General features: G+C 66.9%; 23 protein-coding genes. 12 read left to right on the top strand and 11 right to left on the bottom strand.

The window, feature by feature from the left end:
* Nucleotides 1-324: 324 nt before the first annotated feature.
* The 3 genes from OVO38_RS03925 to OVO38_RS03915 all read right to left on the bottom strand — a co-directional run bounded on the left by OVO38_RS03925 (nucleotide 325) and on the right by OVO38_RS03915 (nucleotide 3,090).
* A complete protein-coding gene (locus tag OVO38_RS03925) occupies nucleotides 325-498 on the bottom strand; it encodes a hypothetical protein (RefSeq protein ID WP_165765514.1) in 174 nt (57 codons plus the stop codon).
* A gap of 295 nt (nucleotides 499-793) precedes the next feature.
* Nucleotides 794-1,438, bottom strand: coding sequence for a DUF3239 domain-containing protein (locus OVO38_RS03920; protein ID WP_267207797.1), 645 nt, complete (start codon nucleotides 1,436-1,438; stop codon nucleotides 794-796).
* Between the two features lie 11 nt (nucleotides 1,439-1,449).
* Complete coding sequence (locus OVO38_RS03915; protein ID WP_267207796.1) at nucleotides 1,450-3,090, bottom strand: DNA repair helicase XPB; 1,641 nt, start codon at nucleotides 3,088-3,090, stop codon at nucleotides 1,450-1,452.
* A gap of 172 nt (nucleotides 3,091-3,262) precedes the next feature.
* Between OVO38_RS03915 and OVO38_RS03910 the strand changes: the two genes are divergently transcribed.
* The 4 genes from OVO38_RS03910 (at nucleotide 3,263) to OVO38_RS03895 (ending at nucleotide 7,863) form a co-directional block, all read left to right on the top strand.
* Nucleotides 3,263-4,813 (top strand): FAD-binding oxidoreductase, encoded by a 1,551-nt coding sequence (locus OVO38_RS03910; RefSeq protein ID WP_267207795.1) that lies wholly within the window; start codon nucleotides 3,263-3,265, stop codon nucleotides 4,811-4,813.
* Nucleotides 4,814-4,843: 30 nt separating this feature from the next.
* Nucleotides 4,844-5,302, top strand: a complete 459-nt coding sequence (locus tag OVO38_RS03905) for a (Fe-S)-binding protein (protein ID WP_267207794.1) — start codon at nucleotides 4,844-4,846, stop codon at nucleotides 5,300-5,302.
* A 3-nt stretch (nucleotides 5,303-5,305) separates the two neighbouring features.
* Entirely contained in the window at nucleotides 5,306-6,127 is an 822-nt protein-coding gene (locus tag OVO38_RS03900) for a (Fe-S)-binding protein (protein ID WP_267207793.1), read from the top strand.
* Nucleotides 6,128-6,264: 137 nt separating this feature from the next.
* Nucleotides 6,265-7,863: an FN3 domain-containing metallophosphoesterase family protein gene (locus OVO38_RS03895; protein WP_267207801.1), complete on the top strand. Its 1,599-nt coding sequence runs from the start codon at nucleotides 6,265-6,267 to the stop codon at nucleotides 7,861-7,863.
* Between the two features lie 4 nt (nucleotides 7,864-7,867).
* On the opposite strand, the gene OVO38_RS03890 is transcribed toward OVO38_RS03895, so the two are convergent.
* Complete coding sequence (locus OVO38_RS03890; protein ID WP_267207792.1) at nucleotides 7,868-9,937, bottom strand: helicase-associated domain-containing protein; 2,070 nt, start codon at nucleotides 9,935-9,937, stop codon at nucleotides 7,868-7,870.
* A gap of 67 nt (nucleotides 9,938-10,004) precedes the next feature.
* Here OVO38_RS03890 and OVO38_RS03885 point away from each other — a divergent pair, with 67 nt between their 5' ends.
* A complete protein-coding gene (locus OVO38_RS03885; protein WP_095277162.1) occupies nucleotides 10,005-10,199 on the top strand; it encodes a hypothetical protein in 195 nt (64 codons plus the stop codon).
* Between the two features lie 92 nt (nucleotides 10,200-10,291).
* Here OVO38_RS03885 and OVO38_RS03880 read toward each other — a convergent pair whose 3' ends face one another.
* Nucleotides 10,292-10,984, bottom strand: a complete 693-nt coding sequence (locus OVO38_RS03880) for a resuscitation-promoting factor Rpf1 domain-containing protein (RefSeq protein ID WP_095538226.1) — start codon at nucleotides 10,982-10,984, stop codon at nucleotides 10,292-10,294.
* Nucleotides 10,985-11,268: 284 nt separating this feature from the next.
* Between OVO38_RS03880 and OVO38_RS03875 the strand changes: the two genes are divergently transcribed.
* A complete protein-coding gene (locus tag OVO38_RS03875; protein ID WP_095277157.1) occupies nucleotides 11,269-11,652 on the top strand; it encodes a cold-shock protein in 384 nt (127 codons plus the stop codon).
* A 21-nt stretch (nucleotides 11,653-11,673) separates the two neighbouring features.
* On the opposite strand, the gene OVO38_RS03870 is transcribed toward OVO38_RS03875, so the two are convergent.
* Nucleotides 11,674-12,201 (bottom strand): DUF2771 domain-containing protein, encoded by a 528-nt coding sequence (locus OVO38_RS03870; RefSeq protein ID WP_267207791.1) that lies wholly within the window; start codon nucleotides 12,199-12,201, stop codon nucleotides 11,674-11,676.
* A gap of 23 nt (nucleotides 12,202-12,224) precedes the next feature.
* On the bottom strand, nucleotides 12,225-13,055 hold the full coding sequence (locus tag OVO38_RS03865; RefSeq protein WP_267207790.1) for a glutaminyl-peptide cyclotransferase: 831 nt from the start codon (nucleotides 13,053-13,055) through the stop codon (nucleotides 12,225-12,227).
* Between the two features lie 58 nt (nucleotides 13,056-13,113).
* Between OVO38_RS03865 and OVO38_RS03860 the strand changes: the two genes are divergently transcribed.
* Entirely contained in the window at nucleotides 13,114-13,818 is a 705-nt protein-coding gene (locus OVO38_RS03860; RefSeq protein ID WP_095277153.1) for a DUF3027 domain-containing protein, read from the top strand.
* 10 nt (nucleotides 13,819-13,828) lie between these two features.
* Here the strand turns inward: OVO38_RS03860 and OVO38_RS03855 are convergent, their stop codons facing one another.
* Entirely contained in the window at nucleotides 13,829-14,515 is a 687-nt protein-coding gene (locus OVO38_RS03855; protein ID WP_095277151.1) for a hypothetical protein, read from the bottom strand.
* Between the two features lie 157 nt (nucleotides 14,516-14,672).
* On the opposite strand from OVO38_RS03855, the gene OVO38_RS03850 reads away from it, so the two are divergent.
* Both OVO38_RS03850 and OVO38_RS03845 read left to right on the top strand, forming a co-directional pair.
* The gene (locus OVO38_RS03850; RefSeq protein ID WP_267207789.1) at nucleotides 14,673-16,124 is read left to right on the top strand and encodes an NCS2 family permease; all 1,452 of its coding nucleotides are present in this window, start codon (nucleotides 14,673-14,675) and stop codon (nucleotides 16,122-16,124) included.
* 7 nt (nucleotides 16,125-16,131) lie between these two features.
* Complete coding sequence (locus OVO38_RS03845; protein WP_267207788.1) at nucleotides 16,132-16,935, top strand: TrmH family RNA methyltransferase; 804 nt, start codon at nucleotides 16,132-16,134, stop codon at nucleotides 16,933-16,935.
* Here OVO38_RS03845 and OVO38_RS03840 read toward each other — a convergent pair.
* The 3 genes from OVO38_RS03840 to serC all read right to left on the bottom strand — a co-directional run bounded on the left by OVO38_RS03840 (nucleotide 16,932) and on the right by serC (nucleotide 20,142).
* Nucleotides 16,932-17,786, bottom strand: a complete 855-nt coding sequence (locus OVO38_RS03840) for a DUF6928 family protein (protein WP_267207787.1) — start codon at nucleotides 17,784-17,786, stop codon at nucleotides 16,932-16,934. The two genes, OVO38_RS03845 and OVO38_RS03840, sit on opposite strands and share 4 nt — an antisense overlap.
* Before the next feature lie 60 nt (nucleotides 17,787-17,846).
* Nucleotides 17,847-18,908, bottom strand: a complete 1,062-nt coding sequence (gene sepH / locus OVO38_RS03835; RefSeq protein WP_095546011.1) for a septation protein SepH — start codon at nucleotides 18,906-18,908, stop codon at nucleotides 17,847-17,849.
* A 97-nt stretch (nucleotides 18,909-19,005) separates the two neighbouring features.
* Complete coding sequence (gene serC, locus OVO38_RS03830) at nucleotides 19,006-20,142, bottom strand: phosphoserine transaminase (protein WP_267207786.1); 1,137 nt, start codon at nucleotides 20,140-20,142, stop codon at nucleotides 19,006-19,008.
* Between the two features lie 219 nt (nucleotides 20,143-20,361).
* Here serC and OVO38_RS03825 point away from each other — a divergent pair, with 219 nt between their 5' ends.
* The 3 genes from OVO38_RS03825 (at nucleotide 20,362) to OVO38_RS03815 (ending at nucleotide 23,007) form a co-directional block, all read left to right on the top strand.
* The gene (locus OVO38_RS03825; protein ID WP_095277215.1) at nucleotides 20,362-21,675 is read left to right on the top strand and encodes a citrate synthase; all 1,314 of its coding nucleotides are present in this window, start codon (nucleotides 20,362-20,364) and stop codon (nucleotides 21,673-21,675) included.
* Between the two features lie 122 nt (nucleotides 21,676-21,797).
* Nucleotides 21,798-22,157 carry an FKBP-type peptidyl-prolyl cis-trans isomerase gene (locus tag OVO38_RS03820; protein WP_095277137.1) on the top strand — a complete coding sequence of 120 codons (360 nt, stop codon included), beginning with the start codon at nucleotides 21,798-21,800 and terminating at the stop codon, nucleotides 22,155-22,157.
* 13 nt (nucleotides 22,158-22,170) lie between these two features.
* On the top strand, nucleotides 22,171-23,007 hold the full coding sequence (locus tag OVO38_RS03815) for an aldo/keto reductase (RefSeq protein WP_267207785.1): 837 nt from the start codon (nucleotides 22,171-22,173) through the stop codon (nucleotides 23,005-23,007).
* Nucleotides 23,008-23,027: the final 20 nt, after the last annotated feature.

The raw sequence follows: 23,027 nt of genomic DNA, 5'->3' as shown, positions 1-23,027 counted from the left end.
TGCGCTTGTACGGCATGCCGTCAAGAAACTTATCAACTGCTTGCTCCCGGATCTCACGGGGAAAATGCGCGGACATCAGAAACCCTCTCCGCCCCCGGGGACACTCCAACTATTTGTCCGCGGTCCCCGAGGTCCGTGAATTCGTCACCCCCTTCTCGTCAAACACACACAGCGGCCATCAAACACACGGTCTTCTCGTCAAACACCCGACACCACACCCCACCGAAACACCGAGCCAGACGAAGGCCACCCCGAGCCGGCGAACACCCCGCCACCGCAGAGTAGAAGTCGGGGCAGCGTCGGGCAGACGACTTTACTTCCTGGTTATTCTTGATGACTGTTTTTGACGCGATTAACCAGTACAGCTGCAACTATGGTGAGCAGCATGAGGATGATGAATCCGAGGATCGACTTGTTTGTGATGGCGACATAACTCGAGATTGCCAGCCCGAATAGTGCAACGACAATCGCATTGGGAGAAATTTTGTGCCCGTTCATGAGTCCCCCTGTACTTGATCGTTAAGTACACGCGCTGCCGCGAACCGATCTGCACCACGTGTCATGGACCTTTATGCCATTATTGCATTTCTTGTGGTGGCTCGGGGCTACTGTTGCCCCGGTGATAGTGGCTCCTATGACGGTGCAGAAAGCCCACCCGACATCAGGAATGGCTGTCCCTTGGGCAACCCCCGATCCGCTGATAACTTTGTCTTACTCAAGAGGACTGAACTCCAAACGCCCACCTTCACTCAAGGAAGGCAGGCGTTGTGCGTTCGGGGCGGCGAAGAGCTCGCTAGAGTTCCACGAGGGTGTTCTTCACGGCAGTGACCAGCTCGGAGTCCTTGCGCGCCTTCTCCAGGCGCTGCCACTGGTCCTGCGGGATCTCGGCGCGTGCGCGCGATATTTCCTTGGTATCGGGGGTGGCCCAGGCGATGGGCATCGGGGTGATGACCTGCCAGGTGTTCTTGTCGCGGGTGGAGCGCTGGCCGCCAACGGCGACGACGGGGACCTTCGTGCCCACCGTGTCGTGGGTGTTGGGGATGCGCTTGACCACGCGGGACGTGAGTGCCCAGCGGGCGGGGCCGCGGTCGGAGGCGTTCATGTTCACCAGCGCGGTCAAGGTGAGGGTCGTCCCGACATTTTCGGTGATGATGGCGGGGGCGAGCGGGTGGGCGTCGTAAAGCGTCTGCGTCTTGCCCACTGACTTCGGCAACATGAGTGCGACGATGAGCATCATGACGCCAAACAGGATCAGGCCGACGGAGCCGAGGAGGCGCCACGGCGACGTCGGGTCGATGAAGATCCACGCGGCGATGCCGCCGGCGATACTGAGGACGAAGAGCGCGATGCCGGAGAGCACCATGCTCTTGGTGTCGCGGAGCAGTTCGTTGTGCTGCTTGGCATATTCCTCGTCAACGTCGAAGTGAAACGTGCTCATGGGCGACCAGTCTATAGGTCGGCGGCGTCGACCAATCTGTAGGCATAGCCCTGCTCGGCGAGGAAGCGTTGGCGGTGTACCGCGTACTCGGCGTCGAGTGTGTCGCGCGCGACCACGGTGTAAAAGACGGCCTCGGTGCCGTCGTGCTTGGGGCGGAGCAGCCGGCCGAGCCGCTGTGCCTCCTCCTGGCGCGAGCCGAACGTGCCGGAGACCTGGATTGCAACGGCCGCCTCCGGCAGGTCGATGGAGAAGTTCGCCACCTTGGACACCACGAGCGTGGATACTTCGCCGTCGCGGAAGGCCTGAAACGTCTGCTCGCGCTGCTTCGTGCTCGTCTTGCCGTCCACGAGCGGCGCGTCGATGCGCGCAGCGAGCTCCTCAAGCTGGTCCACGTAGGCCCCGATGATGAGCGTTTGCTGGCCCTCGTGCTGAGCAAGCAGCTTATCGACGGCCCCCAGCTTCCCCTTCGAACACGCCGCGAGCCGGTACCGCTCCCGGGTCTCCGCGGTGGCGTAGGTGAGGCGCTCCTCCTGCGTGAGGGCGGTGCGTACCTCGACGCATTCAGCGGTGGCGATGTAGCCGGCCATCTCCAGCTCCTTCCACGGTGCGTCGTAGCGCTTCGGGCCGATGAGGGAGAAGACGTCGTCTTCGCGGCCGTCCTCGCGTACGAGCGTGGCGGTCAGCCCGAGGCGGCGGCGCGACTGCAGGTCAGCGGCCATGCGGAAGACGGGGGCGGGGAGAAGGTGGACTTCGTCGTAAATGATGAGGCCCCAGTCGCGGGAGTCGAAGAGCTCGAGGGCGCGGTATTCGCCCTTGGTCTTGCGGGTCACGACCTGATACGTGGCGATCGTGACGGGGCGGATCTCCTTCTTCTCGCCGGAGTACTCGCCGATCTCGTTTGGGGTCAGCGAGGTGCGTCGCAGGAGTTCGTCGCGCCATTGGCGGCCGGCCACGGTGTTGGTCACCAGGATCAGCGTGGTGGTCTGCGCCTGCGCCATGGAGGCCGCGCCCACGATCGTTTTGCCAGCGCCGCAGGGCAGGACGACCACGCCGGAGCCGCCTTCCCAGAAGGATTCGGTGGCGTACTGCTGGTAGTCGCGCAAGGCCCAGCCGTCCTGGTTGAGCTGGATCGGGTGCGATTCGCCGTCGACGTAGCCGGCGAGGTCCTCGACGGGCCACCCGAGCTTGGTCAGTTCCTGTTTGATCTGGCCGCGGGCGGACGGGTGGACGGGGACGGAGGTGGCGTCGATAAGCGAGCCGATGAGCGGGCGAACCTTTTTACTGCGGGTGACCTCGGTGAGCAGCGCGGGCTCATCCGCCTCGAGGACGAGGCCGTGGGCGGGGTGTTGGAAGAGCTTGAGGCGGCCGTAGCGCGCCATCGTCTCCGCGACGCTGATGAGCAACGGCTGCGGGACGGGGAAGCGCGAGTACCGCTCGAGCGTGTCCACGGCCTGCTCGGCGTCGAAGCCGGCGGCGCGCGCGTTCCACAGCGCGAGCGGGGTGATCCGGTAGGTGTGAATGTGCTCGGGCGCGCGCTCAAGCTCGGCGAACGGGGCGAGCGCGGCGCGGGCCTTCGGCGCGTCCGGGTGTGAAACCTCGAGCAGGACCGTGTTGTCCGATTGGACGATAAGCGGGCCGTCTCCGAGCGGCATGGGGATCCTTTCTGGGCCGGGATTTGAGCTGCTGAGTAGTGTAACCGGCTGGCTGCGGGGAGCATTCCGTCGTCCGCGTCGGAGTCCCGGAGGCGCGGGGTGGCGGGTTTTTGTTCTTCCGTTCATCAAAAAACCACCACCGCCCGCCTCGGACGCACTAGGCTCGAACGGTATGACGGTCATCACTTCCGGCAAAGAATCTGTTTCGAATCACCAAACGGGCGCGGTATCTTCAACTGCGCTCACCGCCGCACTCGCGGCTGAGATCGGTACCGCGGAGACGGTGAGCACGCGGCTCATCGACCGCGTCAAGTACGCCAACGACGCGTCGCACTACCTCTACACCCCGCGGGCGGTGATCCAGGCGCGCAGCGCAGCGGACGTCGCCGCCGTCTTTCGCGCCAGCCGTCGCACCGGGGTGCCCGTCGTACTGCGCTCGGGCGGCTCGTCGCTCTCGGGCCAGGGCGGGGGCGAGGGCATGCTTGTCGACGTCCGCAAGCACTTCCGCGACATCGAAGTCCTAGATAGTGGCGCCCGGGTCCGCGTGCAGCCCGGGGCCACGGTGCGTTCGGTGAACAACCGGCTGGCCTTCTACGGCACCAAGATCGGCCCCGACCCGGCCAGCGAGTTCGCCGCGACGATGGGCGGCGTGATTGCGAACAATTCTTCCGGTATGGCCTGCGGCACCACGTTCAATACGTACCGCACGCTGGAGTCGATGACGTTCGTCCTGCCGTCGGGCACCATGATCAACACCGCCGATGCGGACGCGTCCCGGCAGTTCCGCGAGCAGGAACCGGACATCTTTGACACCATCGTGCGCCTGCAGCGGCGCGTGCGCGAGAACCCGGAATCCGTGGCGAAGATTCAGCGTCACTTCGCGCTGAAGAACACGATGGGCTACGGCGTCAACGCCTTCCTGGACTTCGAGGAACCGGTGAAGGTATTCGAGCACCTGCTTATCGGTTCCGAGGGCACGCTGGCGTTTATCGCCGAGGCGGTGCTGCGCACGGTACCGGTGCCGAAGGTGAAGACGACGTCGGTGGCGGTGTTTAAGAGCATCGACGCCGCGACGCGCAGCCTGCCGGACCTGTTCGCCTCCAAGGCGGCCACGCTGGAGCTTATGGACTCGCACTCCATCGAGGTGGGGCGCAGCTTCGCGTCCGTCCCACAGGAGATCACCGGCTTTGACGTGGACGGCCAGGCCGCGCTGCTCATCGAGTACCACGCTGACGACGAAGAGGAGCTGCGCGCCCGCGAAAAGGAGGGCGCCGAGATCCTGCGCAACCTGGACCTGCAGAACCCCGCAGTGTTTTCCACCGACGCGTCGGCGGCGGCGAAGGCGTGGGCGTTCCGAAAAGGCCTCTACGCCCAGGTGGCCGAGGCGCGCCCGTCCGGCACGACCGCGCTGCTGGAGGACGTCGTTGTCCCGGTCGGAGACCTGGCCGACACGTGCTCCGGCCTGCAGGTGATGTTTGACCAATACGGGTACGACGACGCCGTCATCTTCGGCCACGCCAAGGACGGCAACATCCACTTCCTCATCACGGACCGTTTCGAGGGCGAGGAGAACCTCACCCGCTACAACGGCTTTAACGACGCACTCGTGGACCTGATCCTCGGCGCGGACGGCAACCTGAAGGCCGAGCACGGCACCGGGCGCGTGATGGCGCCTTTCGTGCGCCGCCAGTACGGCGACGAGGTCTACGACGTCATGGTGTAGCTCAAGCGCGCGGTCGACCCGCACAACACGATGAACCCGGGCGTCATCATCACCGATGACCCGGAGGAGCACCTCCACAACATGAAGCTGTCCGCCACGGTCGAAGACGCCATCGACAGCTGCGTCGAGTGTGGTTACTGCGAGCCGGTGTGCCCGTCGCGCGACCTGACCATGACTCCGCGCCAGCGCATCGTCGTGCGTCGCGCTCGCGCCCAGGCGCTCCTCGACGGCGACATGGACACCGTTCGCGAACTGGACAAGGCCTACCAGTACCAGGGCATTGACACGTGCGCGGTGGATTCGATGTGCGTCACCGCCTGCCCGGTGGGCATTGATACCGGCAAGTTCATCAAGTCCCTGCGCCGCGAGCAGGCCACGACGCTGGAGAACGAGGGCTGGGCCGCGGCCGCGAAGGCGTGGGCGCCGGCGAACAAAGTGGCCTCCGTCGCGCTGACCGGCGCGCACTACATGCCGACCGGCCTGGTGTAGAAGGTGACGGACGTCGCCCGCGCGCTGGTCGGCGAGGACACCGTGCCCGAGTACCGTCCCGAGCTGTCCAAGGGCGGCCGGACCCGCTCGAAGGCGTTCGGCGAGCGCATTGGCAGCAAGTTTGCGGAGCCGGTTGGCGTCTTCGTCCCGGCCTGCGTGAACTCCATGTTCGGCCCGCAGGGCGACGGCGTGGGCGCCTCGGAGGCGTTCGCCCGCCTGGTGGAGCGCGCCGGGCTGGCGCTCATCGTCCCGGAGGAGATCGACGCGCTGTGCTGCGGCACCCCGTGGTCCTCCAAGGGCATGGCCAAGGGACACGACGTGATGGAGCAACGCGCCCAGGAAGCGCTCATGGCAGCGACCGACGGCGGACGGCTCCCGGTGGTTGTGGATGCGTCGTCGTGCACCCAGGGCTTCCAGGGTATGGCGGAGAAGGTGGGCATCACCGTCCTCGACGCGATCGAGTTCGTGGAGCAGCACGTCGTGGACAAGCTCACCGTGCCGCAGAAGCTGGATTCGGTGACGCTGCACCCCACCTGTTCCTCGACGCACTTGGGCATCAACGAGCAGCTGGTGGCAGTTGCGGAGCACGCGGCGGAGCACGTGCATGTGCCCGCGGACTGGAACTGCTGCGGCTACGCGGGCGACCGCGGCATGCTGCACCCGGAGCTGACCGAGTCGGCCACCAAGCGCGAGGCCCGCGAGGTGGAGCAGCTCGGCGCGCGGCACCACGCGTCGTCGAACCGCACCTGCGAGCTTGGCCTGACCAGCGCGACGGGCGAGGATTACCACCACGTCCTCGAGCTGCTGGAGCGCGTGAGCCGTTAGCTTATCGACGCCACTGTGACCGGGACCACACCATACCGGTGGCCGTGGTCTGGGAGCTGCCTTAATTTAGAGTGCGTCAACCTCAATGGCTGACTGTCAGTCATCTGAAACCCCCGCATTGAAGGAGCTTCACCGTGATGCGTTCCCGTTCGCTCGCACTCGCCACCGCCGCAGCTGTTACCGTCTCCGGCATCCTCGTCCCCGCCGCTTCCGCTGAGCAGCGCGAGGTGACCAACGAGTACATCGCCGACAACTTCCACAGCCCGTTCACGCTGCCGGAGAAGTCTCCGGAGGGCGTAATCCTGCAGGTGGGCGGCAACGAGAACGAGGCCATGCTCAACTGGGTGACCCAGAAGGGAATCACCGGCCAGTCTGTGCAGTTCGCGCCGGAGGGCGCCGACGTGGCTAAGGGCGAGGTCGTGGACGCTACCTCCAAGGACTCCGTCGTCTCCCTCACCGAAGGCAAACTGAAGAACCCCGAGGTTGAGCCGGTCTTCAACACCATCGCCGAGCACAAGGCGACCATCTCCGGCCTGAAGCCGGGCACCTCCTACTCCTACCGCGTGGGCAGCGAGCAGGACGGTTGGTCCGACACCTACACCTTCAAGACGGACAAGGCCGACACCGAGAAGTGGAACTTCCTCCTCTTCGGCGACGTGCAGCTGTACTCCACCAAGGACCTCAAGGCGCAGACCAAGGGCTGGGACGACAACGTCACCAAGGCTACGAAGCAGTTCCCGGACACCTCCTTCATCCTCTCCGCGGGCGACCAGGCGAACCACTCCGCGCTGCACGAGCACGAGGCCTTCATCTCCCCGGACGAGCTGCGCGCCTACCGCACCGCCGTGAACATGGGCAACCACGACAACTACTACGCGCCGAGCTACGAGGCGATGTACAACCTGCCCAACCAGGAGGACGAGAACTACTGGTTCACCCACAACAACGCGCTGATCATCTCCCTGGACTCCAACGACTGGGAGGACCTGGACGACGACATTGACTTCCTGCGCCGCACCGTCAAGGAGCAGGGCAAGGACAAGGACTGGGTCATCGTGACCTACCACCACTCCACCTTCTCCCAGGCGTACCACCAGGAGGACCGCGGCATCATGTACTGGCGCGAGCGCATGACGCCGGTGCTCTCCGAGCTGGACGTTGACCTGGTGCTCGGCGGCCACGACCACATCTACGCCCGCTCCCACCTCATGAACGGCTACACTCCGGTTGACTCCGGCCGCGAGGCGAAGATCGGCGAGACCCTGGCGAAGAAGCCGGGCGAGGTCCAGTACATCACCACCAACTCCGGCTCCGGTTCGAAGTACTACCAGTTCTTCGACTTCAAGACGGGCGAGCGCGACGAGGACACCAAGGAAAACTTCGACCAGACGGTCAAGGAAAAGACCATCCGCGATTACACCGCGCTGTGGAACCAGCAGGAGGTGCCCAACTACACCAACGTTGAGGTCACCCCGGAGGGTCTGAAGGTTTCCACGTTTGCGTACAACACCGGCGACCGCGTCGACGAGTTCACCCTGACCCGCGCTGCCGACGATGCAGGCCAGGCTGATCAGGGCAAGGGCGATCAGGACCCGCAGGAGGGCGGCTCCTCCGACAACACCCTGGCCATCGCGCTGGGCGTGCTGGCCGGCCTGCTCGCAATCCTGGGTGGCGGTGCTTGGGCCGCGCAGCAGGGCCTGATCCCGGGCGTGAACCTGGACACGCTGCTCCCGTAAGGGGCTAGGCCAGCTCCACCCCGGCCACGCGGGCGATGGGGAGGCGGACGACCTTGTCGGTCGCCTCGTCGAGCAGGTCGGCCCGCCCCTCCCGCACCGAGAGCGGCAGCGCCGCGAGTTGGCGCTGCTCGCCGGCACCGGAGAAGTAGGTCACGCGCACGTGGCGCCGGCCGCGCGCCGCCGCGCGCAGCACCTCTGCGGGGGCCTCCTTGTCGTTTGTCGACGCCACCTTCGCCCCCGCAGTCAGCGCCCCGACGAGCTGCTCCACGCGGCCCTCGTCGATCTGGTAGTCGCGCGCCAACGTTGCAGGTGTCGCACGCACCAGCGCCGGTTCCGGGGCGAGGTCGATGGTGGCGCCGTCGGCGTCTTCGGCGGCCGGTTGCAGGCCGGCGTCGCGAAGCCGGGCGATCAGCTGCGGCAGCGGGAGCTGGGAGACGGCGACGGTGGGGGCGAGGATACGCAGCGGCGCGTGCTGCGCGGCGGCCGCGAGCGCAGCCGGGTCCTCGCTGCGCAGGTAGCTCAGCGCGGAGCCTGCGCGGACGGCACCGTGGGTGCGCGCGACGTCGTCAAGCAAAAAGCCCAACCCCTGCGGAACCTCTCCGAGGGCGTGGTCCTCGAGCCATGCCTTGAGCTCCTCGGCGGTACGTCCGGCGTCGAGGGCGCGGCGCACGGAGGCGTCGCTGACGCGCCAAACGCTGGCCAGGCCGGGGGACTCGAGCTGGGCGAAGGATTCGAGCATGGACGCCATCGCCGGTGGGAGGGGGCCAGGCGCGAGGATGGTGAGGTCCGCCTGGGCGATGACGGCGTCGATTTCCGCGGGGACCAGCTCGCGGGTGGCCGCGGCGACGTCGCCGCGCGTGAGCAGAACCCGCAGCGGCGTGGACGGGGTGGGGGCGAGGGCGCCGAATGTGCGCGCCTCTTCGGCGAGCTGAGCGACGAATTCCGGGCGCAGCCCCGCGGTCTCGAGCGGGGCGTGGAAGAGGAGCTGCTCCATGTCGCCGCCGTGGCGAGCGATGACCTCGCGGGTGCGCCGCAGGTCCGGCTGGCGCGACTCGGTGCTGAGCAGGCGGCCCTGGTCAAGGCGCCACGGGGAGGCGAGCCAGCCGGCGAGGAGGATCGCCCACTGGTCCGAGATCGGCGCGTCGAGCCAGCTCAACGCGTCCTTGGTGGCGGCGAGCGCGTTCGTGTCGTCCGCGCCGGTGCGGGAGTCGTCGACCGGGCCGCGCCCGATGAGGCCGGCGGCCTCGCCGACGGTGATGGTGAGGCCGGGGTCGAACCCTAGCTCCTTGGTCAGCGCAGCGAGGGTGCGCACGCCCACGGAGCCGTCCTTGTTCAGCGGCGCGGGTGTGCGCAGCAGGCGGGTGAGCAGCTGGCGCGCCTGCCGCACGGCTTCCAGGCCCGCGGCGGTGGCGTCGCGGTCCACGGTCGTCTGGTCTGCCTCCGGCTCCGGCGGGGCGGTAAGCGGGTGGACGCGCGGGGTGCGCCCGCGGAAGGCGAGGAGGACAGGCTCGGGGAGACGGACGGAGTGCGCGTCCATGCGGACCAGGAGTCCGTCCGCGACGAGGCGGGCGGCGGGAGTAGTGGGGTCGGCGTCCGGCGCGGCGGCCTTGGACAAGCCGATGCCGCCGCCTGCGGCCAGCGACTCGATCACTTTGCGCTGGCGCACATCGAGGGCCGCGAGCTTTGCGTCCAGGTCGGCCGGAGGGCGGTCGGCGACGCGCCAGGCCTGGGGCAGAGGAGCGACGGCGCCGGGGGCCACGCGCACCAGCTCGCCGGAGCCAGCAGCGCCGCCGTCGTAGACGAGCGCTGCGTCGCGCAGCCGGGTCGTGTCGCCGAAGGGGGCCGGGTCGGTGGGGGAGAGCTCGGCGCCGGCGTCGACAAGCGATTGCAACGTGGCGAGGTCTGCGGCGTTGAGCGCGCGCAGCGCACGGGAGGTGGAGGCGGGCTGCGTGAGGCGCGTGGCCAGCGACGCCAGCGAGGGCGGAGGCGGGAAGAACGCGTCCGGGCGCAGGCCGATGAGGCGGCGCAGGGCGTCGGGGGTGAGCTGGTTGAGCGCGTCGGCGAAGTCAGTCATGTCGGGGTACAAGCTTAGTGGGTGACTTTGCGTGCGTTTTGACCACGGACGTGACAGAATAAGGGGCATGGCTAAAGATGTAGAGAAGATCGGTCGCGCAAACCCGGCGTGGCCTGAGCACACCCCAGGTAATGGTCACCCCGTGACGGAGATTTCCTCGAAGATCGCCGGCGCTTCCAGCCCCTTCGGCAACGAGCTCGTGCTGCCGATGCCGGCTGAGGAAACCGGTTACGTGCACCCGACCACGCGCATCAACCGCTAGCGCGCCCGCGGCACGAAAAAGCGCCTCCCCGGTTCCCAACAGGGATCCGCGGAGGCGCTTTGCTGTGCGCTGCACAGCCGCCGTTTAGCTGTTTAGCGCAGTGCCTGTGCCTGCACCTGGGCGATGATGCCGTTGATGTTGCCGTTGAGAACGGCGTCGATCAGCGGCTGGTTCGCCTTGTAGAACGCGTTGTAGTCGTGGCGGTTTGCAGCGTAGGTGCTGTGGACCTGCGTCGGGACGCCGAGGCCGGCGTTGTTCAGCGTGGTGACAACCTGGGAGTACAGCTCATCGACGGCCAGAGTGGTGTCCTCCTGGACCGGAGCCTGCTCAGCCGGGGCGGCCGGTGCGGGCGCCGGAGCCGGCTCGGGGGCCGGAGCTGGCTGGGCTGCCTGGGCTGCCTGCGCGTCCCGGTTGGTCGGCGCGGAGTTCAGGCCGAGGCTGGCGGAGCAAGCGGGCCATGCGCCCCAGCCCTGCTGCGCCAGGGTGCGCTCGGCGACGATGATCTGCTGCTCGCGGGTGGCCTGGTCCGCGGTCGGGGCGAACTCGCCGCCGCCGTACGCCTGCCAGGTGCCGTAGTTGAACTGCAGGCCACCGTAGTAGCCGTTGCCGGTGTTGATGTGCCAGTTGCCGCCGGCCTCGCAGCCTGCGAGACGGTCCCAGTCGGAGTCGGGAGCGGCGGATGCCTGCGGGGCAAGCGCGCCGACACCTGCGAGGGCTGCTGCCGCTGCGGTGCCTGCGAGGGCCTTCTTGGCCGGGGAAGTGGTCTGCTTGGAGTGGCGACCCATAGGTGAAAAATCCTCTCTCGGTTCTGCCTGTCTAGCGTTGCGGGTCAGCCTAGCGGTTTATAACGATTGAGTCACGCAATGGGCACGAAACGGGTGTCGGTAAGGCGTAGTGTCGACGAAAGCGGACTCGAAAGCGCTGGTCACGGTGTTGCAGAAATATTCAGTGAGTTACGCCACAGTGGTGCGGTTTGGAAGCGGGAGGAGGTGGATGGGTACGATCACCTCTTTCGTTAAGGTGAAGGGAACGCCCTTACGGGCACGATACGAGTAAAGGAAGATGCATTATGCCTATCGGAAAGGTGAAGTGGTTCGACGCCGACAAGGGCTTCGGCTTCGCATCCAACCCGGGTGAAGAGGACGTCTTTATTGGCAAGTCCGTGCTTCCCGACGGCGTCGAGGAGCTCGTCCCCGGCCAGCGCATCGAGTTCGATTTCGCGGCCGGGCGCAAGGGCCCGCAGGCGCTACGGGTGAAGGTACTGGAGACGCCGAAGCGCCGCCCCGTGCACAAGCACACCCCGGAGCAGCTGGGGAGCATGCTCGCTGACGTGATGACCATGATTGAGACCGAGGTCCAGCCGGCGCTGACCAACGGCCGCTACCCGGACCGCAAGGAATCCCGCCAGGTGGCGGACATCCTGCGCGCCGTGGCACGCGAGCTCGACGCGTAGCGGGGCATTGCTTATCGACGCCTACGCGTCACCCACACCAACCGACCACGTGGCGAGGACAGGGATTTCTTCCCCGTCCTCGCCACGATCTATTTCCAGCGCCGAGACCTCCGCAACCACGAGGCGCGCGCCCGACTCCGTCACCGCCTGCACGGTCTGCTCGTCCGATTCGTTCGACTGAAACACCTGCTCGTTGTTCGCCGCGGGGTCATCATAAATGGTGAGCAGGCGCCACCCGGAGCTGGAGATCTCTTCCGGCACGTTGAATCGCAGCTCGGTCGCGTCGCCCAGCTCAAGCGCGGGCGGCTCGCCGCCGTCGCACTGCTCATCCAGCGGGCAGACCGTGTACGGCGCCAGCTCCTGCGAATTGTCCCCCGCGGCGACCTGCACGCGGACGTCACGCACCGGTGTCGACGGCGCGGAGCGCTGCCACTCCAAGAACGCGTAGATGCCTCCGACCAGCACAATCACGAGCACGGCGATGACCGCGATCTGCTTCAGCGCGCCGCCACCCGACGCCGCTCCGGACTGTTTTGCCGTAGATGCCATGCGCGCCAGTCTAACCGGGTGCGCTAGCCGGACTGGCCGTCGGCCGGTTCGAAGGTGACCCGGTATAGGTCCGGCCAGCGCTTGCCGGCCAGCAGGAATTCGTCCGTGCCCGGCAGGTGTGCGATGCCGTTGAGTACGTTGTTCGGGTCGGGGGAGGCGTGGTTGGGGAGCGCGGAGGCGTCGATAAGCGCTGTGACCTCGCCCGAGTTGGCGTCGATGCGCACAATATCCGTGGTGGTAAACACGTTGGCGTAGATGTCGTCGCCCACGCACTCGAGCTCATTGAGCCCGGTGACGGGGGCGCCGTCGGAGGTGACGCGGAACCGCTCGCGCTCCTCAAGCGAATCCGGATCCATGCGGCGCAGCTCCGCCGAGCCGTCGGAGAAGATGAGCTCCTCGCCCCGGTTGCACAGGCCCCAGCCCTCGCCCTCGTAGGAGACGCGACCCGTCTCTTCCAGCGTGGAGGCGTCGCGGCGGATGGCGGTGTTGTCCTGCCAGGTGAGCTGCCAGAGCGCGTCGCCCACGCGGGTGATGCCCTCGCCGAACAGCTCCGGGTCCAGGTCCACCGACTGCGACTCGGCGCCGTCGAGCGAGCGCCGGTAGATGCGGGACTCGCCCTCCTGCCCGGTGCCCACCAGCAGCGAGCCGTCCTGGTCCACCTCCAGGCCCTGGGTAAAGCTGGTGGGGTCGAAATCGTAGCGCTCCTGCACGACCGCGCGCAGGCGCTCGGGGGCAGCATTGGGCACGGTGTCGGGCGCTGTGTCGGGCAGGGTGTCGTCGTCGCACGCGGTCAGGGATGCGCAGACGGCAAGGGAGGCAGCGGCTACTGCGGCTGCGCGGCGAGTGAAGATCATGCCCCTATCTTGCACCACCTGCACACCCGCTGTACTCGTGCGCCCGGTGTCGCGCATAATGGTGAGCGTGTCACATTCCAACAAACGCTCCCGCAAGCGGCCCGACGCGGCCACGCCACTGCTCAGCGCCAACGCGATCGACACCGCGCGCGAAGCGCTCGAAGAGATCGCGCAGCCCGAGGAAATCGGTGAGCACATCGGCGTGGGCGGGTTGAGCCACAACGTCGCGACGCATCGGTTTGCCGCGCAGGTCCCCGGGTACCCCGGCTGGGAATGGAACGTCGTCGTCGCCTGCGCCACGGGCTCCGACTGGGTGACCATCAACGAGCTCGCGCTCATGCCCGCTGCCGGCGCGCTCGAAGCGCCCGACTGGGTGCCGTACTCCGAGCGGCTGCGCCCCGGCGACCTCGGCCCGGGCGACATCATCGAGATCGCGCCTGACGACGATCGCCTCACCGAAGACTCCTTCTCCCGCCACGCCGTCACGTTCCCGGGGCGGGAAACGAAGCACTACCTCACCGAAAAGGGGCTCAGCGACGCGGAGAAGCGCTGGCGCACCGGCGACTACGGCCCGAACAGCGAGTTTGCAGAGAAGGCAGCGCTGCACTGCCGCAGCTGCGCGTTCTACGTCCCGATGGGCGAGCCGGTCGGCGACAACTTCGGCGTGTGCACTAACGAGTACTCGGCTGACGGTCACGTCGTCGCCGCGTCCTACGGGTGCGGCGCCCACGCCGATACGACGGTGGAATCGGTCGGGCTCTAGCGCGGCGTGCCTAGAGCGGTGTCGCCCGCCCGCGGCGCAGCTCGTTGACCTCACGGTGCGTCGGCACTTCGCGGCGCTCCACCCAGCGGCGCGCCGGGCGCCGCGTCCCGTACTCCAGCCACGACGTGACCAGGCGCGCGCCGCACAGCGGGTCGACCACCCATACCTCGCTGGTGAGCAGGTCCGAGCGGACGAAGCCGCCGTCGAGGTGGCGCACCTCGACGCCTTGTCCAGCGAGGATGTCCACCACGCCGTCGAGCGCGATCGAGGCGGAGGTGTGTTCGTGGCTCGATACATACGCGGCACCGTGCTTGAGCAGCAGGAGGGGGTTCATGATGGCGGAGACGACCCGGCCCGTGGCGTCGACAAGCAGGCCCTCATCGGCCCCCGCCTGAGCGAGTTCGAGCCGCTGCCACCCCAGGTCCGGGCCGACAAAGGCGGGGGTGGTGCGCTCGTCGCGCACCGGCTGGGCGGCGACCGCGATCTCCAGCGGCATAGGGGCCAGCGGGCGAAGCTCGAGGGAGGCCGAGCTGCCCTCGACCACGAGGACCGCGCGGCGCGTACCACCCACCAGGCTTAGGCGGAGGCGGAGCCGATGTATCTCGGCGGTGGAAACGCCGAGGTGGCGCAGCTCGGAGGTGTACGCGGCGGCGTCGACAACCGCCCCCTCTTGCACGACGAAGGTGAATGAGTGCACCGCGGGCCTTTCCGTGGGTGGGGCAGTGGTTGCAATGGTCGTATTTGTAAAAATGCCAAGAAAAGTGACAGTCTATGTCACGGAAACGGCAGTATGTATCCAGGCCGTGCCATTCATAATTCAATCATCCTGAAAGGGATAGGGGAGAACATCCGACGTGAGTACCGTCACCTCAAACGCCTCGCCGCAGGGCGGGCTTGACCGATTCTTTCACATCAACGAACGCGGCTCCACCGTCGGCACGGAGATCCGCGCCGGCGTAGTTACCTTCTTCGCAATGGCCTACATCGTGCTGCTCAACCCGCTGATCCTGGGCACCAGCGCGGACCGCGACGGCGTGGTGCTGGGAATCCCGCAGGTCGCCGCCGTGACCGCGCTCGCCGCGGGCGTGATGAGCATTCTCTTCGGCGTGATTGCCAAGTACCCCTTCGGCATCGCCACCGGCCTCGGCCTGAACACGCTCGTGGCCGTCACGCTCGTGGGGCAGCAGGGGCTGACCTGGCCGGAGGCCATGGGGCTGGTGGTCATCGACGGCATCATCATCGTCCTGCTCGCCATCTCCGGCTTCCGCACCGCGGTGTTTGACGCGATTCCGGACTCCATGAAGGTGGCCATGAGCGTGGGCATCGGCATGTTCATTGCCATGATCGGCCTCGTGGACGCAGGCTTTGTCCGCCGCGTGCCCGATGCGGCAATGACCACCGTGCCGGTCCAGCTGGGCTTTAGCGGCTCCATCGCCTCCTGGCCCACCTTCGTCTTTGTGATCGGCCTGATCATCTGCGGCTTCATGGTCGCACGCAACGTGCCTGGCGGACTGTTCATCGGGATCGTCATCACCACCATCATCTCCCTGATCGTGGAGCACTTCGCCGGCGCCGGTTCCTCCGCGGATGATCCGCACGGCTGGTCGCTCGCCGTGCCGGAGCTGCCCAGCTCGCTCGGAGGCGTCCCCGACCTGTCACTCGTGGGCAACATCGACCTGGCGGGCGCGTTCGTGCACCTGGGCGTCGTCGCCGCCTCGCTGCTGGTGTTCACCCTGGTCCTGGCCAACTTCTTCGACGCGATGGGCACCATGACGGCGCTCGGCCGCCAGGCCGAGGTGACCGACGAGCACGGCAACCTGCCCGACATGAAGCGCGCCCTGGTTGTCGAGGGCTTCGGCGCGGTGCTCGGCGGCGCCGCCTCCTCGTCCTCCAACACCGTCTTCGTCGACTCCTCCGCGGGCATCGCCGACGGCGCGCGCACCGGCCTGGCCAACGTGGTCACCGGCGTGCTCTTCCTCGCCGCCATGTTCTTCACCCCGCTGTATGAGATGGTGCCCATCGAGGCCGCAGCACCGGTCCTCGTCGTCGTGGGCGCCCTGATGATGATGCAGGTGGGCAGCATTGACTGGACCCGCTTCGACGTCGCCTTCCCGGCGTTTCTCACCATCGTCGTCATGCCGCTGACCTACTCCATTGCCAACGGCATTGGCGTCGGCTTCATCGTGTTCACCGTGATGGCTGTGTTCACCGGCAAGCACAAGCAGATCCACTGGATCATGTGGCTCATCTCGGCCCTATTCGTGGTCTACTTCGCGCAGGGCCCGCTGCTCGCCGCACTAAGCTAGGAGATTCATGCTTATCGACGACCCCCAGGACCCCCGACTCGACGACATCCGCGACCTCAAACACTCCGATAAGGAGAAAGGGCTGGTCTTCGCCGAAGGCCCGCTCGTCGCGGGCCGTCTCGTGGAGTCCCGCTTCCCGGTCCGCGCCATCTACGGCTTCGGCGGCCGGCTCGAATCCTTCCTCCAGGACTACGGCGAGGAGCTCGAGCGCCGCGAGATCCCGGTCTACGAGATCACCCGGAAGATCATGGGCGAGGTCGCCGGCTACGACATGCACCGCGGCCTGCTCGCCTCCGCGGACAAGGCGCCCGAGCGCAGCGTCGCCGAGGTCCTCGACGGCGCGCGCACGCTTGTCATCCTGGAGGGCGTGGGCGACCACGAAAACATTGGGTCCATCTTCCGCAACGCGGCGGGCATGGGCGTGGACGGCGTCCTGTTCGGCGCGGCGACCGCCGACCCGCTGTATCGCCGCAGCGTGCGCGTCTCCATGGGCCACGTCCTGCGCACCCCGTTTGCGCACCTCGAGGGCACGACCACGACCTGGCAGCGCTCCCTGCAGGAGCTCAAGGACGACGGATGGTGGCTCGTTTCGCTCACACCGGCCGACGACGCGGTGCTGCTGCGCGAGGCCGTGGAAGATCACGACAAGATCGCCTTCCTCGTCGGCGGGGAGGGACCGGGCCTGACGCGCCACGCCATGGCCGCGACCGACGCGCGCGCAAAGATCCCCATGGCACCGGGAACCGACTCGCTCAACGTGGCGACGTCAGCCGCGATTGCGTTCTACGAGGCGCAGCGCTCCCGGTCCTAGCGGTCCGAGTGCCGGATGCGGTCCTGGATCTGCGCCGCCAGTCGCTTGAGGCGGCGCGAGAGGCCGCGGCCGATGCGCTTGGTGGCGGCGAGGGAGGCGTCGGCAAGCTGCGCAAACTCGTGCCCGTCCTCCTCCGGGGCTTCGACCTCGTAGTCGTCGTAGTCCTTCTCCGTATCTGCGAAGCGGGCGGCGACCTCATTGACCGACTTGGTCCGCGGCTTCGCCGGGCCGATCTTCGGCTCCGGGCGGCCGTCGATGGCGTAGCCCACCACGTGCACGTCCGGCCCCTCCGGGCTGACGGGGACACCCAGCCAGGCCTCCTGCGCCGCATCGGTGAGGCCCGACGGCTCGAAGGGGAGCGTGATCCCTCCCAGCTGCTCCGCTTTCTCGCCCGCCCAGTAGGGGGCCTCGAACGGGTCGGGCAGGCCGACGTCCTCGAGCACTACCTCGCGGGTCGCGGCCAGCGCGCGGCGTACCTGCGTGCCCGTGTAGTGGGCAAATCCGGCGTAGTCCGAGTCCGTGCCCTGCGCGAACACGTAGGTGTCCGTCGCCGGCAGCGCCTCGCGGAGGTGGGCGGTGACCTCGGAGGCGTCGGTCACGGTGTCCATCGACTCCACAAAGGTCTGCACGACGGCGACGCCCGGGTAGCCCGCGATGTAGAACTCGTCCGGCCCCGGGGTGGAGGAGCGGTTGAGGGGGAACTCGCCGATCGGGGTGATCGGCCAGGCGGGGTTGATCTGGCTGAGCAGCTTGCGGCCGAAGCCGCGGTCGGCCTTTGGCTCGGAGCGCAGCACGGCAGCGGGGTCGTCAGTGCTGACAAACCACACGGTCACAATGGCAGGGTATGACATGTCACTTAGTTTAAGGAATGTGGCGTCCGCTGCGCGGCCTTTGCTCGGCGTGTTCGCCCGCTACTTCTTTGGGCGCTTGGTATTTGTACGGACCCCGAGTAGGACGTCTTCCCAGTGCGGGGTCACTGCTTTGCGGCGCCGCTTCTGTGGGGCCTGGCTCTCCGGGTGCTGCAGGAAATCGCCCTCGGTCACTGCGGACTCTGTTGGCGTGGTGGGCGTGGTGGGTGCAGTGGGATCGGCCGGCGCGCCGGTTTCGCCGTCGGCCTCGTTGGCTTCCGGCGCGTTGAGCTCTTCCGGTGCTTCGCCGTCGTCCGCGCTCACCGCGGTGAGCGAGCGCACCGGCTGCACAAAGTTGGGGTCCGTGAGATCTGCCGCGACGCCGTTGCGCGCCTCGGTCGACGCGGTCGCGCCCATCGAGCGTTGCAGCGTCCACTGCGCCTCGTTCTCTGTCAGGCCGGCGCGCCAGCGCAGGTGTACGACCCACGCGTCGCCCGGCTGGCGGGTGGCGTCCCACTCCGCCTCGCTCAGCGAGTGGCCGCGGGCGGCGAACGCGGTAGCCAGGATCTCAAACAGGGAGAGCTTCGCGGGGCCGTCGTCGCGAACCGGGTGCGATTGCTTGGCGGCCTCCGCGATCTGCGCGCGCTCCAGCATGACGGGGTGGGCGTAGGGGTCGACACGGCTTTCCGCCACGCCCATCTCCTGCGCCAGCTCGGCGGCCGTCGCGCCGGCGCGGATGCGCGCCTGGATTTCCTTCGGCGGGAGGGAAAGGGGAGTGGACAGGAGCGGGTCCGGCTCCGGCAGGGGGCGCTGCTTGGCCATCTGGCTCAGGGCGCTGTACTCCGGGGTGTCGTCGGGTACTGAGGGCTCTGAGGGTTCAGAAGGCTCTGGCGCCTCCTGCGGCTCCGGTGCTTCTGCGGGCGCGTCCTCGGCCTCGGTCGGCGCCGGGTGGAGCGGGTGGATGGTGCTGCCGGACGCGGGCGTGTCGGCGACATCGGGGGCACTGTCGGCACTGTAGACGCTGTCAAACTCGGAGCGGGCGATCTGGAAGCTCACGCCGTCTGCGTCACGAAGCACAAAAAACTTCGCCGTCGATTCATCTGCCATCAGGTGCAGCTCGCGCATGGATCTCCCTTCGCCCGGTCAGTTCACCCCAGCCTAGCGCACCCCGCCGGGGCGCTGCGGTAGACACGGGGCGTTTGTGCTGGCCCTCGGGTTGTCGTTACTTTTGGCCGACGCCCTGGCCGAGCAACCAATCGATCGCCTGCGTGAGCGTGCGCACGTCCTGCGACTCAATCGCCGGGAACATACCGATGCGCAGCTGGTTCCGGCCCAGCTTGCGGTAGGGCTCGGTGTCCAGGATGCCGTTGGCGCGCAGCGCCTTGGCCAGCTCGGCGGCGTCGACGCGCGCATCAAAGTCGATCGTGCCCACGACGAGGGAGCGCTGCGCGGGGTCCTGGACAAAGGGGGCGGCTAGCTCGTGTGCGTCGGCCCAGCCGTAGAGCGCTTGCGCATTTGCGGAGGTGCGCTCGACCATGCCGTCCAGGCCGCCGTTCGCGTTCATCCACGACACCTGCTCCGCCAGCATGAGCAGCGTCGCGACGGCGGGGGTGTTGTAGGTCTGGTTCTTGCGTGAGTTGTCTACTGCGGTCTGCAGGTCCAGGAATGCGGGAATGAAGCGGTCGGACGCTTTGACCTCGGCGATGCGGTCGAGGGCGGCGGGGCTCATCGCCGCCAGCCACAGGCCGCCGTCGGAGGCGAAGCACTTCTGCGGGGAGAAGTAATAGATGTCCGCGTCCTGCATGGAAACGGGGAGTCCCCCGGCGCCCGAGGTGGCGTCGATAAGCACGAGCGCGTCGGTGTCGGGGCGGGTAACGGGCACCATGGCGCCTGTCGACGTCTCGTTGTGGGCCCAGGCGACGACGTCGGCGTCCTCGCTGTCGAGGCCGTTGAACTCGGCGGGACTCGGGGCGGATCCGGGGTCGGCCTGAACGAGCCGCGGCTCGTCGAGCCACGGCGCCTTCGCGGCGGCCTTGGCAAACTTGGAGGAGAACTCGCCGAAAGTCAGGTGCGCGGACCGCTGCTTGATCACGCCGAAGGTTGCGGCATCCCAGAAGGCGGTGGCGCCGCCGAGCGAGAGGACGACCTCGTAGCCGTCCGGCAGGTCGAAGAGCGCGGCGAGCCCCTCGCGGACCTCGCCCACCAGGTTCTTCACCGCCGGCTGGCGGTGGGAGGTGCCGATCACGTCTGCGCCGCGGGCGATTGCTTCGAGCTGCGCCGGGCGGACCTTGGACGGACCGCACCCGAAGCGGCCGTCGGTGGGGATCAGGTTGGAGGGGAGGGTGGGGTAGGTGCTCATGTGGCGTCTTTCCTCGTTTGGAGCCGGGAAACTTGCAGTGCAATGCATAATATAATGCATGACAAAACGGGGGTGGAACAGTTTAGTTTCACAGATTCTGGCGATTGCTGTTGTGGGCTGTGTGGCGGACGGGCTGCTCACGGCTACTTGTCATACGGATCACAAACTTTGCTAGGATGGCGGAGGTAATTCTTCGGCTTGCGCCGAACAACGCGATCAATCGTGGAAAGGCACACTGTGGCTACTGAGAACAACGAGAAGGCGGTACTCCACTACCCGGGTGGCGAGTACGAGATGGACATCATGAAGGCTTCCGAGGGCAACGACGGCGTTGTCCTTGGCAAGATGCTGGGCGAGACCGGCCTGGTGACCTTCGACCCGGGCTACGTTTCCACAGGTTCCACCGAGTCCAAGATCACCTACATTGACGGTGACGCTGGCATTCTGCGCTACCGCGGTTACGACATTGCGGACCTGGCCAACAACGCCAGCTTCAACGAGGTCTCCTACCTGCTGATCCGCGGCGAGCTGCCGACCACGGATGAGCTGGAGAAGTTCAACACCGAGATTCGCCACCACACGCTGCTGGATGAGGACTTTAAGGCGGCGTTCAACGTCTTCCCGCGCAACGCGCACCCGATGGCCGTGCTGGCTTCCTCGGTGAACATCCTCTCCGCGTACTACCAGGACCAGCTCGACCCGTTGGACGAGGAGCAGCTGGACAAGGCCACCGTGCGCCTGATGGCAAAGGTGCCGATGCTGGCTGCGTACGCTTACCGCGCATCGCAGGGCAAGCCGTACATGTACCCGGATAACTCGCTCAACGCGCGCGAGAACTTCCTGCGCATGATGTTTGGTTACCCGACCGAGCCGTACGAGGTCGACCCGGTCCTGGTCAAGGCGCTGGACAAGTTGCTGATCCTGCACGCTGACCACGAGCAGAACTGCTCCACCTCCACCGTCCGCATGATCGGCTCCGCGCAGGCGAACATGTTCGTCTCCATCGCCGGCGGCATCAACGCGCTGGCTGGCCCGCTGCACGGCGGCGCAAACCAGGCGGTGCTGGAGATGCTCGAGGACATCAAGACGAACCACGACGGCGACGCCACCGACTTCATGAACCGCGTGAAGAACAAGGAAAAGGGCGTCCGCCTGATGGGCTTCGGCCACCGCGTGTACAAGAACTACGACCCGCGCGCCGCGATCGTCAAGGAGACCGCGCACGAGGTGCTCGAGCACCTGGGCGGCGACGAGCTGCTTGACCTGGCGATGAAGCTCGAGGAGATCGCTCTGAAGGACGATTACTTCGTCTCCCGCAAGCTCTACCCGAACGTGGACTTCTACACCGGCCTGATCTACCGTGCGATGGGCTTCCCCACCGACTTCTTTACGGTCCTCTTCGCCATCGGCCGCCTCCCGGGCTGGATCGCGCAGTACCGCGAGCAGCTGGAGATGAACACCAAGATCAACCGCCCGCGCCAGATCTACACCGGCTACCAGCAGCGCGACTTCATCCCGCGCGACCAGCGATAGGAAAACCGCAGGTAGCAGGCGCGGATAACCGTCGAGAATGAGATTTCCCTTATACTTCGGGGAAAACCGTTCTCGGCGGTTTCGCATTTTCACGATTGTTTCTTCAAGGAGAATTCACATACATGGAAAAGCCGACCATCACTGTTCCGAACGAGCCGGCGCCGAAAGACCTGGTCATCAATGACCTCGTTGTCGGTGACGGCGCTGAAGCGGTGCCAGGCGGCTACGTCAAGGTGCACTACCTCGGCGTGTTCTACGAGTCTGGCGAGGAGTTCGACTCCTCGTGGGACCGCGGTAGCGTGGCAGAGTTCTGGCTCAGCGGCCTGATTGAAGGCTGGCAGGAGGGCATCCCCGGCATGAAGGTCGGCGGCCGCCGCGAGCTGATCGTCCCGCCGGAGAAGGGCTACGGTCCTGCGGGTGCCCCCAGCCCGCTCGCTGGGCGTACCCTCGTCTTTGTCATCGACTTGATCGACGTCCGCTAAGAGAGGACCACGCATGCGCATCCCAGTCACCACGCTCAACGACGGCTACGATTTCCCGCTCCTCGGCCTGGGCACCTACAAGCTTTCCGACGAGGACGTGAACAAGGTCATCCGCCGCGCCATCGAGCTCGGCTACCGTCACATCGACACCGCCTCTTTCTACGGCAACGAGGAGGCCGTGGGCAAGGCGCTCAACGACGCCATCTCGGCCGGTGATGTCACCCGCGAGGACCTGTTCGTGACCACCAAGCTGTGGAACGACGACCAGGACCGCGTCGCGGCCGCATACCAGGAGTCGCTCAAGCGTCTGGACCTCGAGTTCATCGACCTCTACCTGGTCCACTGGCCGTGGCCGCAGAAGGGGCTCTACGTGTCGGCCTTTGAGGAGCTGGTGCACCTCCAGGGGATGGGCCAGCTGCAGTCCGTTGGTGTGGCCAACTTCTACCCGGAGGTCCTGGACGAGATCACAAAGGCCACCGGTGTTACGCCGGTGCTCAACCAGGTCGAGCTGCACGCCGGGTTCAGCCAGCCGGAGCTGCGCGAGTATCACGCCGAGCACGGCATCGTCACCGAGGCGTGGGCTCCGCTGGCGCGCGGGAAGAACTTCGACGATCCTGCCATCGCCGGTGTTGCGGACAAGCATGGCGTGACGCCCGCCCAGGTCGTGCTGGCGTACCTGCTGCAGATGGGCGTGTCCGTCGTGCCGAAGACGGCGAACCCCGCGCGCTTGGAGGAAAACCTCGGTGCGCTGAGCGTCAAGCTTGACGACGCCGACGTGGCCGCCCTCGACGGCGTGCAGGGTGGGCGCATGTCCGGCGATCCGCTGACGTTCCCCGGAGACGTGGAGTAGCGGTCCACTCAGCGCACACG

This window comes from Corynebacterium sp. Marseille-P8863 (genome assembly GCF_946902955.1).
GTDB classification, from domain to species: Bacteria; Actinomycetota; Actinomycetes; order Mycobacteriales; family Mycobacteriaceae; genus Corynebacterium; species Corynebacterium gottingense.
The sequence above is the reverse complement of the archived record's forward strand: the minus strand, read 5'-3'. Positions and strand labels throughout refer to the sequence as shown.

Bases quoted from the DNA above. Each gene is read 5' to 3' on its own strand.
- OVO38_RS03815 (WP_267207785.1), top strand. From the start codon at position 22,171: ATGCGCATCCCAGTCACCACGCTCAACGACGGCTACGATTTCCCGCTC.
- sepH (WP_095546011.1), bottom strand. From the start codon at position 18,908: ATGCGCGAGCTGCACCTGATGGCAGATGAATCGACGGCGAAGTTTTTT.
- OVO38_RS03870 (WP_267207791.1), bottom strand. From the start codon at position 12,201: ATGGCATCTACGGCAAAACAGTCCGGAGCGGCGTCGGGTGGCGGCGCG.
- OVO38_RS03845 (WP_267207788.1), top strand. From the start codon at position 16,132: ATGCTTATCGACGACCCCCAGGACCCCCGACTCGACGACATCCGCGAC.
- OVO38_RS03860 (WP_095277153.1), top strand. From the start codon at position 13,114: ATGGTGAGCGTGTCACATTCCAACAAACGCTCCCGCAAGCGGCCCGAC.
- OVO38_RS03915 (WP_267207796.1), bottom strand. From the start codon at position 3,090: ATGCCGCTCGGAGACGGCCCGCTTATCGTCCAATCGGACAACACGGTC.
- OVO38_RS03920 (WP_267207797.1), bottom strand. From the start codon at position 1,438: ATGAGCACGTTTCACTTCGACGTTGACGAGGAATATGCCAAGCAGCAC.
- serC (WP_267207786.1), bottom strand. From the start codon at position 20,142: ATGAGCACCTACCCCACCCTCCCCTCCAACCTGATCCCCACCGACGGC.
- OVO38_RS03925 (WP_165765514.1), bottom strand. From the start codon at position 498: ATGAACGGGCACAAAATTTCTCCCAATGCGATTGTCGTTGCACTATTC.
- OVO38_RS03890 (WP_267207792.1), bottom strand. From the start codon at position 9,937: ATGACTGACTTCGCCGACGCGCTCAACCAGCTCACCCCCGACGCCCTG.
- OVO38_RS03905 (WP_267207794.1), top strand. From the start codon at position 4,844: ATGAACCCGGGCGTCATCATCACCGATGACCCGGAGGAGCACCTCCAC.
- OVO38_RS03820 (WP_095277137.1), top strand. From the start codon at position 21,798: ATGGAAAAGCCGACCATCACTGTTCCGAACGAGCCGGCGCCGAAAGAC.
- OVO38_RS03840 (WP_267207787.1), bottom strand. From the start codon at position 17,786: ATGTCATACCCTGCCATTGTGACCGTGTGGTTTGTCAGCACTGACGAC.
- OVO38_RS03865 (WP_267207790.1), bottom strand. From the start codon at position 13,055: ATGATCTTCACTCGCCGCGCAGCCGCAGTAGCCGCTGCCTCCCTTGCC.
- OVO38_RS03885 (WP_095277162.1), top strand. From the start codon at position 10,005: ATGGCTAAAGATGTAGAGAAGATCGGTCGCGCAAACCCGGCGTGGCCT.
- OVO38_RS03880 (WP_095538226.1), bottom strand. From the start codon at position 10,984: ATGGGTCGCCACTCCAAGCAGACCACTTCCCCGGCCAAGAAGGCCCTC.
- OVO38_RS03875 (WP_095277157.1), top strand. From the start codon at position 11,269: ATGCCTATCGGAAAGGTGAAGTGGTTCGACGCCGACAAGGGCTTCGGC.
- OVO38_RS03895 (WP_267207801.1), top strand. From the start codon at position 6,265: ATGCGTTCCCGTTCGCTCGCACTCGCCACCGCCGCAGCTGTTACCGTC.
- OVO38_RS03910 (WP_267207795.1), top strand. From the start codon at position 3,263: ATGACGGTCATCACTTCCGGCAAAGAATCTGTTTCGAATCACCAAACG.